The organism is Capilliphycus salinus ALCB114379 (genome assembly GCF_047276495.1).
Classification (GTDB): Bacteria; Cyanobacteriota; Cyanobacteriia; order Cyanobacteriales; family Microcoleaceae; genus Capilliphycus; species Capilliphycus salinus.
Map to the genome: position 1 here is coordinate 439,185 of NZ_CP178543.1, position 18,448 is coordinate 457,632.

Annotated in this window: 13 protein-coding genes; 5 read left to right on the plus strand and 8 right to left on the minus strand. The window is 43.0% G+C overall.

Features of this window, described 5'->3' with window-relative positions:
• The first annotated feature begins 17 nt into the window (after positions 1-17).
• Positions 18-407, plus strand: coding sequence for a chorismate mutase (gene aroH, locus ACL6C3_RS01880; RefSeq protein ID WP_413164824.1), 390 nt, complete (start codon positions 18-20; stop codon positions 405-407).
• A gap of 483 nt (positions 408-890) precedes the next feature.
• Here the strand turns inward: aroH and ACL6C3_RS01885 are convergent, their stop codons facing one another.
• From ACL6C3_RS01885 to ACL6C3_RS01895, 3 genes are all read right to left on the minus strand, one after another.
• On the minus strand, positions 891-2,276 hold the full coding sequence (locus ACL6C3_RS01885) for a carotenoid oxygenase family protein (RefSeq protein WP_413164826.1): 1,386 nt from the start codon (positions 2,274-2,276) through the stop codon (positions 891-893).
• Between the two features lie 212 nt (positions 2,277-2,488).
• Positions 2,489-2,668, minus strand: coding sequence for a hypothetical protein (locus ACL6C3_RS01890; RefSeq protein WP_413164829.1), 180 nt, complete (start codon positions 2,666-2,668; stop codon positions 2,489-2,491).
• A gap of 225 nt (positions 2,669-2,893) precedes the next feature.
• Positions 2,894-3,280, minus strand: coding sequence for a hypothetical protein (locus ACL6C3_RS01895; protein ID WP_413164832.1), 387 nt, complete (start codon positions 3,278-3,280; stop codon positions 2,894-2,896).
• Positions 3,281-3,742: 462 nt separating this feature from the next.
• Between ACL6C3_RS01895 and ACL6C3_RS01900 the strand changes: the two genes are divergently transcribed.
• Positions 3,743-4,423 carry an RNA polymerase sigma factor gene (locus ACL6C3_RS01900; protein ID WP_413164834.1) on the plus strand — a complete coding sequence of 227 codons (681 nt, stop codon included), beginning with the start codon at positions 3,743-3,745 and terminating at the stop codon, positions 4,421-4,423.
• A gap of 199 nt (positions 4,424-4,622) precedes the next feature.
• On the opposite strand, the gene murJ is transcribed toward ACL6C3_RS01900, so the two are convergent.
• Positions 4,623-6,236 (minus strand): murein biosynthesis integral membrane protein MurJ, encoded by a 1,614-nt coding sequence (gene murJ / locus ACL6C3_RS01905; protein ID WP_413164837.1) that lies wholly within the window; start codon positions 6,234-6,236, stop codon positions 4,623-4,625.
• A gap of 136 nt (positions 6,237-6,372) precedes the next feature.
• On the opposite strand from murJ, the gene sfsA reads away from it, so the two are divergent.
• Both sfsA and ACL6C3_RS01915 read left to right on the plus strand, forming a co-directional pair.
• On the plus strand, positions 6,373-7,095 hold the full coding sequence (sfsA, locus tag ACL6C3_RS01910) for a DNA/RNA nuclease SfsA (protein ID WP_413164840.1): 723 nt from the start codon (positions 6,373-6,375) through the stop codon (positions 7,093-7,095).
• A gap of 65 nt (positions 7,096-7,160) precedes the next feature.
• Positions 7,161-7,799 carry a Uma2 family endonuclease gene (locus ACL6C3_RS01915; protein WP_413164842.1) on the plus strand — a complete coding sequence of 213 codons (639 nt, stop codon included), beginning with the start codon at positions 7,161-7,163 and terminating at the stop codon, positions 7,797-7,799.
• A gap of 288 nt (positions 7,800-8,087) precedes the next feature.
• Here ACL6C3_RS01915 and ACL6C3_RS01920 read toward each other — a convergent pair whose 3' ends face one another.
• The 4 genes from ACL6C3_RS01920 to ACL6C3_RS01935 all read right to left on the minus strand — a co-directional run bounded on the left by ACL6C3_RS01920 (position 8,088) and on the right by ACL6C3_RS01935 (position 13,084).
• A complete protein-coding gene (locus ACL6C3_RS01920) occupies positions 8,088-8,600 on the minus strand; it encodes a DUF29 family protein (RefSeq protein ID WP_413164844.1) in 513 nt (170 codons plus the stop codon).
• A gap of 209 nt (positions 8,601-8,809) precedes the next feature.
• Positions 8,810-10,543 (minus strand): diflavin flavoprotein, encoded by a 1,734-nt coding sequence (locus ACL6C3_RS01925; RefSeq protein WP_413164847.1) that lies wholly within the window; start codon positions 10,541-10,543, stop codon positions 8,810-8,812.
• A gap of 32 nt (positions 10,544-10,575) precedes the next feature.
• Positions 10,576-11,208, minus strand: coding sequence for a hypothetical protein (locus ACL6C3_RS01930; RefSeq protein WP_413164849.1), 633 nt, complete (start codon positions 11,206-11,208; stop codon positions 10,576-10,578).
• A gap of 148 nt (positions 11,209-11,356) precedes the next feature.
• A complete protein-coding gene (locus ACL6C3_RS01935) occupies positions 11,357-13,084 on the minus strand; it encodes a diflavin flavoprotein (RefSeq protein ID WP_413164852.1) in 1,728 nt (575 codons plus the stop codon).
• Between the two features lie 661 nt (positions 13,085-13,745).
• Between ACL6C3_RS01935 and ACL6C3_RS01940 the strand changes: the two genes are divergently transcribed.
• Positions 13,746-18,008 (plus strand): response regulator, encoded by a 4,263-nt coding sequence (locus ACL6C3_RS01940; RefSeq protein WP_413164855.1) that lies wholly within the window; start codon positions 13,746-13,748, stop codon positions 18,006-18,008.
• The last annotated feature ends 440 nt before the right edge of the window (positions 18,009-18,448 follow it).

Genomic DNA, 18,448 nt, shown 5'->3' on the forward strand with positions numbered 1-18,448 from the left:
AAACTGGAGGACTTTTCGTGGAGTGGCGTGTACGAGCAATACGTGGAGCAACAACGGTTTCGGAAAATACCATCGAGGCGATGACTGAAGCGGTGATCGAACTGCTAGATGAACTCGAAAGCCGAAACAATCTTAATCCCGAACAGATCATTAGTACAACCTTTACGGTGACTCGCGATCTCGATGCAACATTTCCGGCTGCTATTGCTCGTCGGCGTCCCCACTGGGAAAATGTTCCCTTACTCGATGTTCAACAGATGCACGTTCCGGGGAGTTTAGAACGCTGTATCCGGTTTTTGGTTCATGTCAATTTACCCGCCAGTCAAACCGAAGTTCATCATCCCTATCTGCGGGGGGCGAAAGATTTACGGCCAGATTGGAGTTTGGCTCCTGCTAGTTTATCATAACTGAAAAAAGAAAAAAATCGCCTAACTGTAGGGTGGGTGATTGGATGTTTGATTAATCAAATCAATAATTCTTCTGTAGGGGCGGGTTCCGAATTGATTTATGTTTGTTAGAAATAACCCAGATAAACCCGCCCCATCCCCATCAACTAATTAATAATTATTGTGTGGCGGTGTGGGTGAAATCAAACCCGATGCGCTACCATCAATAAAATTATGAATTTTCACCCATCCTACTACTGACTCATCAATTAATTAATAATTATTTGGGGATGGGTGGGTGAAATCAAACCCGATGCGCTACCATCAATAAAATGCTCAATTCTCACCCACCCTACTACTGAAGGAATTAATTAATAATATGATGTCCGGTTGATGAATGGATGTTATGGGACGGGGCGGGTTTATCTCAATCTCTAAGTAGTAATCAAAGATATTGTAGAACCCGCCCCTACGTTTAGGATTATTAATTAGTCGGACATGAGATTATTGAAACTTATCTTGAGACACCCAAGTTCCATGAAAACCATAGGGAACCCGTTGGGGAATAATCACTCGCGCCACCGGTTCAGACGTGATATTTTGAGCATCAACAATCACTAATTCTGACTGATTTTGATTCTCATCGTGAACAAACGTTACCAACCAACCCCCATCTTCGGCGCTATCGTCTGGATGAGGAACAAACACCGCTTCACCGCCAAAACGTCCCTCTCCAAAACGGTGAACCTGACAACTATTTTTATCAAAATCGTACTTATTAATTCCCTCAAATTTGGGATGTTCAGTCATTGCTATTTTACCCGTATAACCGTAACGGTTTTGTAGTCCGGTTAAGTGATTATTAATCGTCGGAAATTCACCCGGTGTATCATACAACTGTTCTTGTTTAACTTCGCCCGTTTCTAAGTTAAACCGCCACCGATATAATAAAGGAATATCAGACACCTCATCACCGGTCATTCCTAATATAGAAGTAGACTCCATCCGACAAGCAATTAAAACCACTTCCGAACCCTGTTCGTAGGCGTTTAACGTGTGAAAAATAAAACAAGACGGACATTCAAACCATTTCACTTGGCTATTATCACCATGACGGGGAACAATACCAAACCGACTCGGCGTTTCTTTTTCAAACCGGATGATAGGTTCGCCCCGTTGCATTCGTTCAGGCCGGAATGTTAGGGGTAAATCCATAAATATTGTATAGTTTTCGGTAATGGCAAAATCGTGCATCATCACCCCAACGGGAAGTTCTATCGGGTTAATTTGCTTCAGTTTTCCATCGGCGCCAACCCAACCATAATGGAGGTAGGGGGGGGCTGACATCGAATACCCGATAAACCTCATTTCACCGGTTTTGGGGTCAACTTTCGGATGGGCGGTAAACGGACAGGTGAGTTGACCGTCGAAGTCATAAGCCCCAACGGTATCGACTTCTGGAAGGGTTAACGCATGGGGTTTTCCACCTTCCCAGAGGGCTAAAAATTTCTCGGCGTGCCATACTAAAGCCGTGTTTCCGGTGTTTTTGCTAGGCCCACCCGGAAGGTTTTGTTGGGGCGGTTCAAAGATACCACTCCAGATGGCGGTTCCGGCTTCATGTTCGATTTTATAGCCTTGAGTGCGAACGTAGCGGTTGCGATAGGATGCTTTACCGTCTTGGATGCGAACGGCATGAATCATACCATCCCCATCAAACCAATGATACTGTCCAATGGGGGAAAATTGAGGATTCGGGCCGTTTCTTAAAAACATCCCCGACAAACCCGGCGGAAGTTCACCGATGACTTTTAAATGTTCAACGGTAATTTCATCACGAACCGGGGCAAAATTTCCTTCCAAATAAGGATTCGTTGCAACTGTTGAGGTCATATTATAAATACATGAGATGCGTCATTCTTTAAAATAGCGTAAGATTGTCATTTGTGCAGCAAAAAAGATCTCTCGGAGGTTAGAATTTTTTTAGTCAGGGTTCATGTTTTTTCCAAGTTAAAGGATTTTCGACTAACAGGAAGATGACAACCTGTTCTGATTTAACTCTGTTGTTGATGACAATCTTCCCTGCTAGTTCGAGCCAAACTACACTACAGTAGAAACAACATTGCGATTCCCACCATCACCATGATTACTATCTCTCCAAATTCAAAGGAATTGCGTTCAAAAAATTGTTTTTTACAAGTCGCACAAAACTTTTCCTGGGGACGTTCGGGATGGGAGGTGATGTAGCAAGTTGGTTGACCGAAATCGTTGCGCGGACAAGACATAAGCATTCTCCTAATCACAATTTTAACAAAGGAAGGACTTTGAGCTCTTGTAAGTTTTAAATTGAACTCGATGCTTTCATCTATTAGTGAAAGGATTCTGCTTTTGTGACTGAAGATAAATCTCCTCTACTCTCCTAAAAACCCGGTAACTCCTACGAAACCGGGTTTTTGCACTTCACTTTATGTTCAATTAAGACACAATCAACTCCAATCCGGCTACAAGCCTTAATAACGGCAATTGGGTGGATACAAGAAAGAAGACGCTTGGTTTTTACCTTCTTGTTTTGGGAAGTTTTGAGTGGAGGAATTTTCAGATTTAAACTCGGAGTTAATCGCCAAATATTCCCTTAACAAAGCTTGCTGATTTTGATAGGATGTCCGCTCTTCAGGGTTTAATAGTCCTAACTTATGTGCAATAATATGATCGATTTCAGCAATCCAAAACGTCAAGACTTCGCTCTCCGTTGCCCGTTCTAAAATCTCGGCTAATTGTTCTTGTTGTTTGTCCGAAAGATACGGTAAACAGGCGAGTTCCCAATACTGTAAGACAACCTTTTGAAGGTGAGGACTAGAATCGGGCAGAACATTTTCTAAAGAATTCGTAATCATCATAGGCTTGTGAAATTCCCTACAGTAGTTTTTATCGGACTTGCATGGAAATTTTCCATGCAGTTTCCCTCATTCGTACTTGAATACATGGGGTTCAAGTTCACGAACTGTTTCTCAGGGGGATTCATTGGCAAGAATCGGGGCAGTTTATGACTTGCAAATCAAATTTTTGGGCGTCACGGTCAAAGGTCTGCAACCCTCTGTTTTTGGATGCAGAAGTGTGAGAAGTCGAATTTAGAAGCACCCCATAGAGAATGTGAACGAACCCATCATCATGTGACAGGGCTTACTCGTTCTTCTCTACAGAAAGGAAGTGAAACTCAGAGATAAAATGTGACTACAAGGCGAAGAATCATTGATAAACCTCTAGACGAAAACATCAAAGTCACACCCGCCCGAGAAGCGTCACTAACGTTTAGGTCATGCCTAACAATATCCCGGCAAATCCAATAGGAGTCAATGCCAATGCACGAAATCTCCCCCAATAATAAAGGGACATCTGGGTCTGAAATGCCACAATTTGAGGCGCGAAAACATCAACAATCTCAATTGGATTTTGAAGCCGAGTTTCTCGAATTGTTGAATCCAAAGAGTTCTGATGGTCGTTTGATTTTTGCCTTTATTAGAGCGCGTCTGAAGCAGTTTAACATACAGCAAGCCTATTCGGAAGCTTGCATACTCAACGAAGTCTACCTGCGTGCAATGAACAAAATTCAACAGGGAGAAACCATTGCTATTCCTAACGCTTGGATTCGAGCAACTGCCTATAACTATATCCGAGAACTCAATCGAGATTGGCACAAATTAGTTCATTGTGAAAACTATCAAAATTACCACCGATTTTCCCCAGAAGTCGAGGAGACAGAACATTACCTCATCAGTTTAATCAAAAAGGAGGAATTGAAATTAGAACAAACCTTAATCCGTCAGGCTTTTAAACAATTGCCTTTGTCCGAACAACAATTATTGCATCTCAAGATTATTAATGGATTTTCCTGGAAACAAATTCAAGATTTGAGCGAGTACCAACATTGCAGTTTAGCGACTTTACGCAAGCGAAAACAAAGAGCCTTAGAAAAGCTACATCGACTTTATCACATTCTGGGTGACTCCACCGAAATTTCTTCTGCTAAAACTCCGATTTAATGCTCAAAATTCGCGAAGTTTCACGGGTCAATAATTTATTGAGTTTGCCAACACTAGAACATTGATTAAACACTAATAAATGCAGCAGCTGCTCCATTAACTGGAGAATAAGCTGACTGCTCATTCGGAGCAAAACAGTTTTTCACTTCTTTTGATGTCGAAAAACTGCAACGATCCATCAACGAATAGACCATTTTATTTATCGACTTATTTTTTGTCGAACTTTACTGATCAACAAATCAACTTCGGGCAATTTCATCTGCATGGCAAAAGTTGCAAATATCGCAAATCCGACCGTTGTTGCCAAACAAAGTTCTACTAATAAAATCAAGAAACCCTCGCTTCCGAAAAGCTGTTGAATTCCCAAAACCGTTCCCCAACAAGCCAAACCCGCAAATACACTCCCCACCGTTAAACCGAGTAACGGAAACCCCCATTCTCGCCAGGGAAGTCCGCCTAATTTGCGATCTAATAGCACTAAAAACATCAACATCGAAATTAAATTCACCCCCACCGTTGCCAACACCAAACCGGGAGCGCCAAAAGCTTTAACTAACACAAAATCTAACACCGCATTCAAGAAAATATTGAATATACTCACCCGAAAAGGCGTTTCTCCGTCTCCCAACCCATAAAAAACTCGAACTAAAACATCTCGCCCCAAATAGACAAACATTCCCACGCCATAAGCCATCAATACCGAAGCAACAAATTGAGAGGCGGCTAAATCAAACGCAAACCGTTCATAAACGACTCGAACAATGGGTAATGCCAAAGAAACCATAACCGCACTTAAAGGCAACATCGTTAAAGCGGTTAACATTAACGCCTGTCGAATTCTATTCTTTAATTCCGGCCAGTCGGCGGGTTCTCGCAGTCGAGAAAATATCGGTAAAAACGGCACCAAAATCACGTTAGAAATAATTCCTAACGGCGTTTGAACTAATAACCCCGAATAAGCCAGCGCCGCAGCAGCTTGGGGAATATAAGAGGCAAAAAATAAGTCCGTATAAACATTTATTTGCAACATTCCCGATGAAAACGTCGCCGGAAGCATGACGCGCATTACATCTTTAACCCCCGGTTGTTTGAGGTTAAATCTAAACCGCAATCTTCCGAGTTGTGATTTCCACATCGCCGGCAGTTGTACCAACCACTGCAAAACCGCCCCGACTAACGTTCCGACTGCCAACACCATTCCGCCCAATAAAGCATATTCGGGAGTAGTAATTTTCGGGCCGAGATAGACCGCCAATATTCCCAAACTGCCAATTAAAGCGACACTGGAAAATAGCGGACTAATTGACGGCAACCAATACATATCGGCCGCATTTAAGGTTCCGAAACCGATGCCAATTAACCCCGCAAATAACGCCATCGGTGCCATAATTTGCAGTTGTTGGATGGCGATCGCCCGAATTTCTAAACCCTCGGGAGTTTGGCTGAGTCCGGGGGCGACTACATCAATTAATGAACTGGCAAATGCGATTAAAAAAACCGTAATTAGCAATAATACGGCGCTGACTAGGGTGGTGATGGTTTCGATCAAAGGTGCGGCTTCACTGCGATCGCGTTTGGCGAGGGCGCTGACAATGGCGCTATGAAACGGGCCATTAATTCCCCCCAACAAAATCAACAGAAAACCGGGAATGACGTAAGCGTAGTTATAGGCGTCGATCGCCGCCCCGACGCCGAAAAGTGCGGCCATTACCTGTTGTCGAACCAGGCCAAATACTTTGCTGATCAGGGTTGCGGCTGCTACAACGGTAGCAATACTGACCAGGGAACGAGTCGTTTTTTGCGATCCAGACACAAATGTTTACAAAAGGTTAGTGGCAACCCCTAGTTTATCGGGGAATGGACAATTAGAAAATAGGGTAGAGGAAGAATTTGGTGTAGATGCGTAGATCGGGCAAAATAGGAAGGTTGCTGATGATTTTAACGGCCTGATGACTGATTTCCTCTATCAATATCCGCCATTGCAAGCGGGGGTTTTAGTTCAACGTTACAAACGGTTCTTCGCCGATATCATGTTAACATCCGGAGAAACCGTTACCGCCCACTGTCCGAATACCGGACCGATGACGGGGGTTTGCCTGTTGGGAAATGCGGTTCAAGTTTCGCCGAGTAATAATCCCAAGCGCAAGTTAGCTTATACTTGGGAATTAATTCAAATTACGGATAACGAACCGACTTGGGTGGGGGTGAATACGGGTTTACCCAATCGGGTGATAGAATTGGCTTTAAAACAGCATTTGTTTCCAGAATTGGGAAATTATAGCGAGATTAAAAAAGAAGTGGTTTACGGTTGCGATCGCAAAAGTCGGGTTGATTTTTGGTTGCGAGGGGAGAACCAAGAAATTTTTTTAGAAGTTAAAAATACGACTTGGGCAAAAGATAAATTAGCGTTATTTCCCGATACTGTTACAACACGGGGACAGAAACATTTAAAAGAGTTAACTACTATTGTACAGCAGGGCGGCCGAGCGGTGATGTTATATTTTATTAATCGGGGAGATTGCGATCGCTTTTCTCCGGGGAAAGATGCCGATCCGGTTTATGCAAAGTTGTTAGAAGACGCGATAAAAATCGGTGTTGAAGTGTTACCCTGTCGGTTTGAGGTGACGCCTTTGGGGATTCAATATTTGGGACTGGCAAAATTAGAGATTTGAAATTCCAACTCTCTTGATTAACCGAAATGATTTTGGGCGTTCTTCTTAATCCTAGCACAAAAAATATGCAAGTTCAACTTAAACAAATTATCATCTCCCCCGGTCAGCAACTCCTGATGACCGATATCAGTTGGGAAATGTACGAACAACTGTTAGAAGAATATGGAGAAAAACGGGGTGCGCGGATTAATTACAGTCGGGGAGTCTTAGAAATTATGGTGCCGTTACCGGAACATGAAGATGATAAGGTAATGATTGCTGACTTTATAAAAGTGATATTGGAAGAATGGGAGATGGAATTTCGTAGCCTGGGTTCGACTACATTTAAAAGTCAACAAATGTCACAGGTACTCGAAGCCGATGACTGTTTTTATATCGAAAATGAAGCAGAAATTAGGGGTAAAAAGCGCATTGATTTAACCTTTGATCCGCCGCCGGATTTAGCAATTGAGATTGATATTACTTCCCGAACTCGGTTGAATAATTATGAAGCATTGGGAGTCAAAGAATTGTGGCGGTTTAATGGGACGAACTTAGAAATCAACGTGTTGCAAGCGGGGCGATACGCACAAGTTAAGGAAAGTCCTCATTTTCCTGGGTTAGCGTTGCTTGAGGTGATTCCCCAGTGTTTAGAACAAAGCAAAATCGAGGGAAGAAATAAGACGATAAAAGCCTTTCGCGCTTGGGTGAAAACAATGTCTTAAATTAACACCCTAAAAAAGTAGGTTGGGTTAAACGAAGTGCAACCCAACAAATTCACAGAAAGAATGAATAAAATATCTCGTTGGGTTTCGTTATATTATATTCGACTAATCAATAATTGTGAAGTAGGGGCGGGTTCTGCATTGATCTTGAGGACTACTCCAAGATTGAGTTAAACCCGCCCCGCAACCATAACAATATTAATCAAGCGGATATCATATTACCTCAACCCAACCTACAAGAATAGTTATAGCGATATTCAATTTTTAGAGGCAACGAACCAAAACCCACTATTTTAAATTCCAATCCTCGCCACCCGGCAACTGACAAAATTCATCATCAATGATATCCCGCAAACCTTCTTTAGAATAATTGTAAGTCAAATCGATCAATCTTTTCGCCCGATTCATTACCCCAACTTTATCGACAATTTCTGACAGTTGACTCGGCTTATAAACTCCCGCCTTTACTTCTACACTGGCTTCAAAAATAGCATCTTTAAAAGCATTTTCTAAATCTTGTTCCCACCCATCGGGATTAATGTAATAAGAGGTTTTATTTGCCTTCAAATTTAAGCGTTGAATCTTTAAGACTGAATCTCGAATGGATGCCGCCCAAGAGTTCGTTAGACGCTGTTCGACTTGGTTTTTAATTAAATGAACTAACAACCTGACTAAAAAACTTTCAATCTTTTGTAAAATTTGTTCTTTACTCATCCATTCCCATTCATCCACGATCGCTAAGGCATCATCATATCGACCCTCCATGATACTTTGTCTTAAATCAATTAACTCTTGACTCATAACGAATATCTCTAGTTATTCTTTTATATGATGTCCGATTAATCAGAATTTTGTAGGGACGGGTTCAGCAAAGAAATCTATCTACCCGCAAAAATTTAGATCGACCCTCTTACCCGCCCCTATTATAACAGTAAATCATCAAACTCGCAAAAGTAGAGAAACCCGGTAACTTTGGCGCGTACCGGGTTTTTAGGGTGTATTTTTGACCCTTAATAATAGGTACCAATTTTGCGATAGTGAACGGCCGTAACCCCTTGATTACTCAATAGCTGACCGTTAGTAACGGTGGCATAAATTAACCAATGATCGCCGCATTCCATCCGCTGTTTCACCTCACATTCGAGATAAGCCAGGGCATCTTTTAACACCACACAACCGTTAGACGCTTCGCCAATTTCCAACCCGACAAACCGATCTTCTCCGGGTGCAAACCGCTTCATAAAATGCTTACGCAGTTGTTTCCCTTCTTCCAAAATATTCAACACAAATTGATCGCCGCTGTGGGTTAAAGACTCCAACGCCCGATCTTTGGCTACCGAAATGGTCAAACCGGGGGGGTTAAACGTGGCTTGAGACACCCACGACGCCAACATCGCACTTTGAACATCTTCTCGCCGACAAGACATCACGCACAGCGAACCCACCAAACGCCCGACAGCCTGGGCGGTGCGATCGGCCCCCGAGTCGGTAACAGAAGATCGGGCGCTGCGAAGTTTTTGGGTGCGTCGCAGGGTTTGGGCGAAGTCAATGGCGGCTTCTTTGCAGGTTTGTAGGGTGACGTCGGTGGGTTTAAACTTGACGCGGATCGGTTCAAACCCAAACTTATATCCGGCATCTTTTAACTTACCTTCGAGGATATCAATTGCTTCTCCACTCCAGCCAAAAGATCCAAATACTCCGGCTAATTTACTGGTGGAAGCGGTGTTTAAAATAATCCCCAAAGCGGTTTGAATTTGCGTCGGGGCGTGTCCGCCTAACGTGGGCGAACCGATAATAAACCCATCGCATTTTTCGATAGCGGCTTGAATTTCTGTGGCTTTGGCATATTCACAGTTAATTGATTCTACCGCAACGCCGGCTTTGGTTAATCCTTTGGCGATCGCTTGGGCAATTGTGGCGGTATTTCCGTAGGCCGAGGCGTATAATAAAGCCACATTAAAATCTTGAGTTTTTTGTTTATTACTCCATTCTCGGTACAGATGAGTTAACTCACTCATGCCGTAACGAACTAACGGCCCGTGACCGGTTGCGTAGAATTTAATTGGCGGTAAATCGGCAATTTTATCGAGAGTTGAAAGCACTTGACGGGCTTGGGCGGCGTGAAGACAATCATAATAAAAACGACGATCTTCGCTATAAATTGACCATCCTTCGTCAAAGATTTGATCGCCGCAAACGTGCGCCCCAAAGAATTTATCGGTGTATAAGATTTGGGTTTTGGGATCGTAAGTTAATAAACCATCGGGCCAGCGGGGTGTGGGAGCGGTGATAAATTGCAGTTGATGTCCGTTTCCGAGATCGAGGGTTTCTTCTCCTTTGACCACCCGCAGGTTAATGTTTTCGTAGTCGCTGAGATATTCTTTTAGGGCTAAAGCCGCAGGATTTGAACAGACAAAAGTTACTTGGGGCGCTAAAGTTAATAGGGCTTTAATTGTGGTTCCCCGATTGGCGTTAAAATGTCCGAGAACAATGTAATTTAATTTCGACCAATTCAACCGCATTTGCAGCGAATCAATATAGTTGCGGGTGAAAGATTCTCCAGGGGGATCGATAATGGCGGTTTGTTCGGATTGAATTAAATAACTGTTGGCGCTGGTGCCTTTTTTTAGGGAATATTCGACCTCAAATTTTAGCCGATCCCAAGTGCGCGATCGCAGAACTTTTGTATCTTCTGCAATTAAGAGCGTTTGTACGTCCCGGGGTTTTACAAGTGTAGCTACCATGTTAAATTTTGTTGAGTGAGTTGTAAAGGGTTTTAATCGAAAATCGCATCAATTAAAAACTGATTAATCGAGGTTCGTTTGACTTCATGCCAATATTTGGTATCGACAATATCAAACTTCGCCCCGACTTGGGTTAAATCATCATCCAGCCCCGTCATAAACCGTCGAGTTGTCGGATCATCTCCGATCTGAATAAAGGTAATTCCCAATTCTTCCGCGTAGTCCATCTTTTGGGTTGATTTGATAATTAATTGTTGAATCTCGCCAATGCCATCAATTCCGTGTTTATCTAGAACGACAATAATAATCTCGCCTTTGGGTTTGGTTTGATGATTTTCTTTGCGTTCAAAATAATGATTGAGAACATCGGCAATGGCTTCAACGACATTAATTTCAATAATATTTGTCACACAAGAACGGTTGTTTTCTTGTAAAAGGTCGGCCAATTGATTTATGTTGGCTCTCTTGTATTTTTTCAAATAACTAGAAGCCTCATAAATCGTCAAGCCCTCGGGAGCAAATTCCTGACATTTCTTTGCCAAATCAATCAAAGAAGCCTGAGCGTCTACCCATTCGTTGAACCAAGGATGATTTCGTTCTCGGCTCACACCACTGCGAGCAAGAATCATGCTATAACTGCGGTCTTTCAACAAATCGGTAGACATGGAATTGCACCTCGCATTTTACAGTGATCAGTTTACAGTTAACAGTGACCAGCTTTTAGCGTTTACAGATATCAATTATCAATATTATCTGTAAACTTGTCATTGTTCACTGTTCACTGTTCACTGTTTACTCTTCACGGGTGACTGTTTAGTAATGATTACCCACTTTGCGATGGTGAACCGCCGGTAAAGTATCGGGATCGCTGACTCGTCCCGCTTGTACGGTGGCGTAAATAATCCAGTGATCGCTTAACTCCATCCGACTGGCAACTTGACATTCTAAATAAGCCAAAGCATCGGTTAAAATCGGACTGCCATTGTTTGCATCTTGAGTATCAACGCCTTCAAAACGATCAGCACCGGGCGCAAACCGTTTGAGAAAATGACGCATGAGTTTTTGATAGTTATTTTCTGCCAATACGTTTAAAACAAAGGTATCATTAACCTGCATTAACGCTTCAATTGCCCGATCTTTCGCCACCGCAATACTCACACCCAACGGTTGAAAACTCGCTTGGGCGATCCAAGAAGCTAACATCGCACTGCGGACTTCTCCCTTGGCTGCGGTGATAATATATAATCCTCCGCTGAGGCGACCGAGCGCTTTATCGAGGTCATTATCGAGGGATTTCATTTGCTTGACGGCTTTTTTCAAGCCGAGCAACTGTCCCATGTCGGTTCCCGCTTCTTCGCAGAGTTTGTAGGTGTTTTCGGTCGGGGTTTCGGTCACGCGAATAGACGGAAACGCCTGTTTAATTCCGGTTTGTTTGAACTTGACTTCTAAAAGATAAACCGATAAACTACTTTCGCCGCTTTCGTACAGACCAAAAGCTTGTTTGGCGTGGGTTGAGGCTAAAATGGTGCTGATCGCTTCTTCTGCAATTTCAGCTTCCGGACCCGATACGGGCGGAGTTCCCACGATTAACCCCTGGGCTGAACTGGCCAGTTCGCGGATTTCTTGCTGATCGGCCGATCGCAAATCTAGCATTTCTACCGCTATCCCCGTTTTCGTGATCCCGTGAGCGATGGCTTGAGACAGGCGATCGCTATAGGCATAGTCGGAGTAGTAGAATACTGCTACTGTGGTTTCTCCTTTGGTTTGGGCTTGACTCCATTCGTAGTAACGCCCCACCAGTTCCCCGACGTTATGGCGCAGTAATGGTCCGTGTCCGGTGGCGATGGTGTTGACTTCTCCGAGTTTTTCCATGCGTTTGATCGCACTCAAAACGGATCGGGCGTTGGGTGCCATCAAGCATTCGTAATAAAAGCGAAAATCCGGCTCAATTTCCGCCAAATTTTCATCATAAGTGCGATCAGAACAGTAGTGCATCCCAAACGCATCGCAGGTAAACAGGGTTTGGGTTTTGCGATCGTAGGTAAAGATGGTATCCGGCCAGTGTAAGTTGGGAGCCGAAATAAATTCTAATACATGACCGTTTCCTAAATCGAGAGTATCGCCATTTTTGACTTGAATCCGTTTAAACTCAACGTGTGTCAGATTTTCGAGGAATTGAATGGCGACTTTTGCGCCGACAATGGTAATATCGGGAGCCAGTTCTAAAACGTCTTTGACCAAGCCACTGTGATCGGGTTCGGTGTGGCTGATAATTAGATAATCAATTTCGCGGGGATCGATCAACCCTTTGAGCGTATCGAGGTAAAGCTGACGGAATTTGGCGTGGGAGGTATCGACTAAGGCGGTTTTTTCGCCCCGGATGATAAATGAATTGTAGGTGGTTCCGTTTTGCAGTCCAAACTCGATATCAAAGCGATCGCGATCCCAGTCTAAGGAGCGGATGGCGGTTGTGTCTGTAACTGTCTGGCTGACTTCCATTGTCAGGCGACTTGATTTTACTTTATCGGTAAGGGCTACCATATCTAACCTCGCGCTAACTCATTATGACTTTAACTTGTGTTCTATTGTGACATGAATCAACTGTAAAGTTTTATTGAAAAACCTATATCTGAGTTAAGATCCACAAAAGGTTGCTAAATTTTCCCCTCAAATCGGGATTTGTTGCTCGGTGTGGCAGTGCCACCCCTCAGAAATTGCTGAAAAAATCTGGGGTCATCTTCTGTTTCTAACTCTCAGCTACGATTTGAGGTTTTTTTGAAGGGCAGTTTAACATGAAGTTATTGAGAGTTAAAGCTCAAAAAGTGATCTCCAAAAAAGGGTAAATTTAAGTCTTGATAAACAGTAGGGGAGTCGAGGGTAATTTGGTCGCCTAACTTGGAGTCAATCTAATAGAATTTGATTTGATTTCAAATAAATTTAATATTCTACAAGAATTGATCTGTACTGTTCAAGATCTTTTTTTATGACATTTTGTTTGAATCAAGACGCAGAGATTGGAAGGGATTGTAGTATTCAAGTTAAAATCGAGAAGAGACATCAACTAACCTCTCAAAAACAGGAGGTAATGCCACCAGCAAACGATTTCGGTTGATTGAGATGGCATGGTCGGAGATTCCCCACCATCAGTTGGGTGCAGGTGTATTGATGCGAGTTACTCAGTCGCACCACTAAGGAACATCCCATGAAATTGCGTAAGAAGACCCTATTGATTATCGGTGCAGCTTTATCTAGTCTCCTTGTGGCACTCTATGTCACAGCATCAATTGTCCTGCATAACAACTTCCATCGCTTAGAAGTGGAGTCTGTACATCAAGAAACTCTGCGGGTCGTCAATGCTTTACATCAAGAACTGCTAGACTTAGACAAACAAGCCGAACATCAAGCCCAATCCCTCAATCAAGAGGCGTCCATCAATCCTTCAAACCTGCAAACCCTCCCTTCGACGGCGATTAAGCTCGACTGGGAACGAATCGATGCCGATCTATTTATCTTGGTCAATGGCGAAGGCGAAGTGCTGTTGAGCAAACGGTTTGATCAGACTCGACAGACAGAAATCCCGATTGGAGAGGGGTTTAAACAGGTTCTCGCCTCCTGGTCGGGGTTGAGGCGTCCACTTTTGAGCGAAAAAAATAAAGCAAGACCCGAGTTTAACATTTCATTATCCCCAAGTTTAGCAGAAAAAGAGGCGACAGATTCTTTAACTTTCACCTCGGGAATTGCGGGTGTTTTAATCTTACCCGACAGTCCCTCGTTAATTGCGGGTCAACCTGTTTTCATCTCCGACTCGAAAAACCCTCAGGCGGTTGTTTGGTTGGGGCGCGATCTCAACAATACTCTCGCCAATCTTGCCAAAAAGTACCAATTATCAATCGCGGTACAACCTTGGAACCCCGAAATTTTTCCCGCAGAAAATCCCGAAAAAATTATCGTTAAACCTCTAAATTCTTCCCGGTGGGGAGGATATACAATTTTGGGGGATATCAACGGAAAAAAAGCTTTAATTCTCGAAGTTCAAGTTCAACGAATCTTTTCGCAAGCGGCTAAAGATAGCCAATATCACTTGATTATGGCAGTTTTATTCATCGGTGCAATCTTGGGGGGAATTACCCTATTTGTGATAGAAAAATTAGTTTTATCTCGTTTATCAGATTTAAACAATCAAGTGAGCCATATTAACAACAGTGGTGACTTATCTCTACAAGTTTCAATCTCAGGAAAAGATGAACTCGCCAATTTAGCAGACACGATTAACCAAATGCTTCAGGCTTTAGAAGATGCAGACTCTCACCGCCAAGAACAAGAAGAACGTTATCGTTTATTAGCCGAACATTCAACGGATTTGATTACCCGTCATTCCGTTGACGGAACGATTCTTTACGCTTCCCCCGCCTGTCGAATTTTACTCGGATATGAACCGGAAGAATTGGTCAATCGCACCCCGGCTGAGTTCCTTCATCCCAATGATATAAACGCTTTAGTCAAAGCCCACTTTTTCGTATTTCGACAAAATGTTACTTACACGGTGACTTATCGCATTCGCCACAAAAATGGGGATTATGTTTGGTTTGAAAGCACCAGCAGTGCCATTCGCACATCTGAAGATCAAGAAACTCAAGAAATAATTGGCGTTTCCCGAGATATTAGCGATCGCAAACAGCGAGAACAACAACTTCAAGAAAGTGAAGCTTCAATTCGAGCATTATATCAGGTTACATCGGCGCGAGAATTGAACTTTCAAGAACGTATCCGTCGTATTTTAAAAGTCGGTTGTTGTAAGTTTGGTTTGGAAATTGGGTTACTCTCTCGCCTAGAAGAAGTGAATAGCACTTCTCATCGATATCAATTAGAAATCCTAGCGGCTATTTCTCCCGACCCCGAATTTAAGAAAGGAAAAATACTGGAACTCACCGATAGTTTCTGTTTGATGACGGCCAACGCTAAAAAACCGCTTTATTTTGAATCCCTGCAATTTTCGGGTTTACCTTATCCCATTGATAATCAGTTTAACATCCAAGCTTATATGGGGATTCCCGTGATTGTTGAAAATCAAGTTTATGGGATATTATGTTTCTGGAGTCAACAGAGCAAAACCGAACCCTTTAAAGCCGTCGATCGCGAACTGTTAAAATTAATGGCGCAGTGGATCGGAGGGGAATTAGAACGTCAACAAACCGCCCAAGATTTAGCCAAAGCCCGAGATGAAGCCCTCGCCGCAACCAAAGCCAAAAGCGAGTTTTTAGCCACTATGAGTCACGAAATTCGCACCCCCATGAATGCGGTAATTGGGATGACGGGATTATTATTAGATACTCAACTGACTTCAACGCAGCAAGATTATGTAGAAACCATTCGCAGCAGCAGCGATGCGTTACTTTCTTTAATTAATGATATTTTGGATTTCTCGAAAATCGAATCGGGAAAATTGGAGTTAGAACGCAATCCCTTTGATTTGCGGACTTGTATAGAAGAATCTTTAGATTTGTTGGCAACCAAAGCCGCGAGTAAAAATATTGAACTCGCCTATTTAATCGATCCGTCTACGCCCTCTCAGGTGATTGGAGATGGGGCGAGACTCCGACAAATTTTAGTCAATCTTCTCAGCAATGCGGTTAAATTTACCGAAACCGGAGAAGTGGTGATTTCTCTGAAAGCAACTCCTTTAAAACCTTTGGTTTCAGAAGACAATACCGAAAATAATCAAGCCGAAAAACCATCCAAATCTTCAACTCCAGTCAACCGTTATCAGATTCAATTTGCAGTCCGAGATACGGGAATTGGCATTCCTCCCGCACGGATGAATCGTCTGTTTAAATCCTTTAGTCAGGTGGATTCTTCCACCAGTCGTCAATATGGCGGGACGGGGTTAGGATTGGTAATTAGCAAGCGACTCGCCGAAATGATGGGCGGTCAAATGTGGGTCGAAAGTCACAAAACCATAGCCGGTGAACCGCCATCCGATTTTACGCCGGCAAGCCTCAATTCTGCAAGCGATCGCCCGATACCCGATCCGGTCAAAATCGATCAAGTTCCTCAAACGTTTAAATCTTTTATTCCCAATAGATCTATCGGTTCAACTTTTTATTTTACCATAGTTGTTGAATCTTGTTCTCATCTCCAAAAAGATTGGGGTCAAACTCCAGAATTAACCGGAAAACGGGTATTAATTGTTGATGATAATGCCACAAATCGCCAAGTTTTGACCTTGCAAATTGAGTCTTGGGGAATGGTTGCCAAAACCGCAGGAAATGGATCGGAAGCCTTGGAGAGTTTGCGACAGGGTGAATCCTTTGATTTGGCGTTATTAGAAATGCAAATGTCTGATTTTAGTGGGTTGTTATTGGCGAAAGAAATTCGGAAACTGTCTCAGTATAAAAGATTGCCTTTGGTGTTGTTAACGTCGATGGGACAGCAGAGTATCGATCGCATTCAACTGTCCGATTTTTCCGCCTGTTTGAATAAGCCGATTAAACAATCTCAGCTTTATAATGTGTTGATGAATATTTTGGGCGGCGATCCGCTAGAGGTTCGTTTACCGGAGCAAACTCGGTTAAAATCAACTAAGGATATTCCGTTACTGGCGAAAACGTTACCTTTGCGAATTTTACTGGCTGAAGATCATTTAGTCAATCAAAAAGTTGCCCTACAAATCTTACAACGGATGGGTTATCGCGCCGATGTTGCGGGGAATGGTTTGGAGGTTTTAGAAGCTTTGCGGCGTCAATCTTATGATGTGATTTTGATGGATATGCAAATGCCGGAAATGGACGGTTTAGAAGCGGCGCGACAGATTAAAAAACTCTACGGCGATCGCAATAGTGACACCTCTGAACGTCCGCGAATTATTGCGGTGACGGCGAATGCAATGGAAAGCGATCGCAACGATTGTATTGCCGCCGGTATGGATGATTATATCAGTAAACCGATTAGAATGGAACAGTTAGTTGCCGTTTTAAAAGAGTGTCAACCGATCAATCCAGCCATTTTAAATAATGTGGGTGTGGCGGTTTCTGACGAGGCTTTGTTAATCAATGAAGTTGAATTGAATCAAACTGCTTTCGTCGAGATGACACCGGCTATCAGTGAAAAATCTTTGGTTCTCGATGCCAATGTGATAGAGAGTTTGCGGGAGATAGAAGCCTTAGAAGAAGCCGTCGAAATGTATTTAGAAACCACGCCGGAATTGTTAGAAAAAATCGAATCGGCAATTGCAAATTTAGACGCCGAACTGCTAAAACCCGCAGCCCATTCCCTGAAATCAATTAGCGGAACCTTGGGCGCTTTAACGTTATTTTATCTCTGCGAACAGTTGGAGATGAAAGCCCGTGCAACCCTAGAAAAAGGCTTTCCTTTATCAGAAGATATTACCACAATTTATGATCAAGTTACCGCCGAGTTGGGATGGGTAAAAGCAGCATTACAACTCGAAGTAAAACGTTCCCCGTAACGGCGCATGGCCTTGCGCCCATCAAACCCCCATCAAACGCCCATCAAACACCCATCTTATATGATATCCGACTAATTAATAATCTTAAACGTAGGGGCGGGTTCTGCATTGATGTTGACGACTACTCCGAGATTAAGATAAACCCGCCCCGCCCCATAACAAAGATTAATCAACCGGATATAATATCATGTCCGACTAATTAATAATCTTAAACGTAGGGGCGGGTTCTGCATTGATGTTGACGACTACTCCGAGATTAAGATAAACCCGCCCCGCCCCATAACAAAGATTAATCAACCGGATATAATATCATGTCCGACTAATTAATAATCTTAAACGTAGGGGCGGGTTCTGCATTGATGTTGACGACTACTCCGAGATTAAGATAAACCCGCCCCGCCCCATAACAAAGATTAATCAACCGGATATAATATAATATG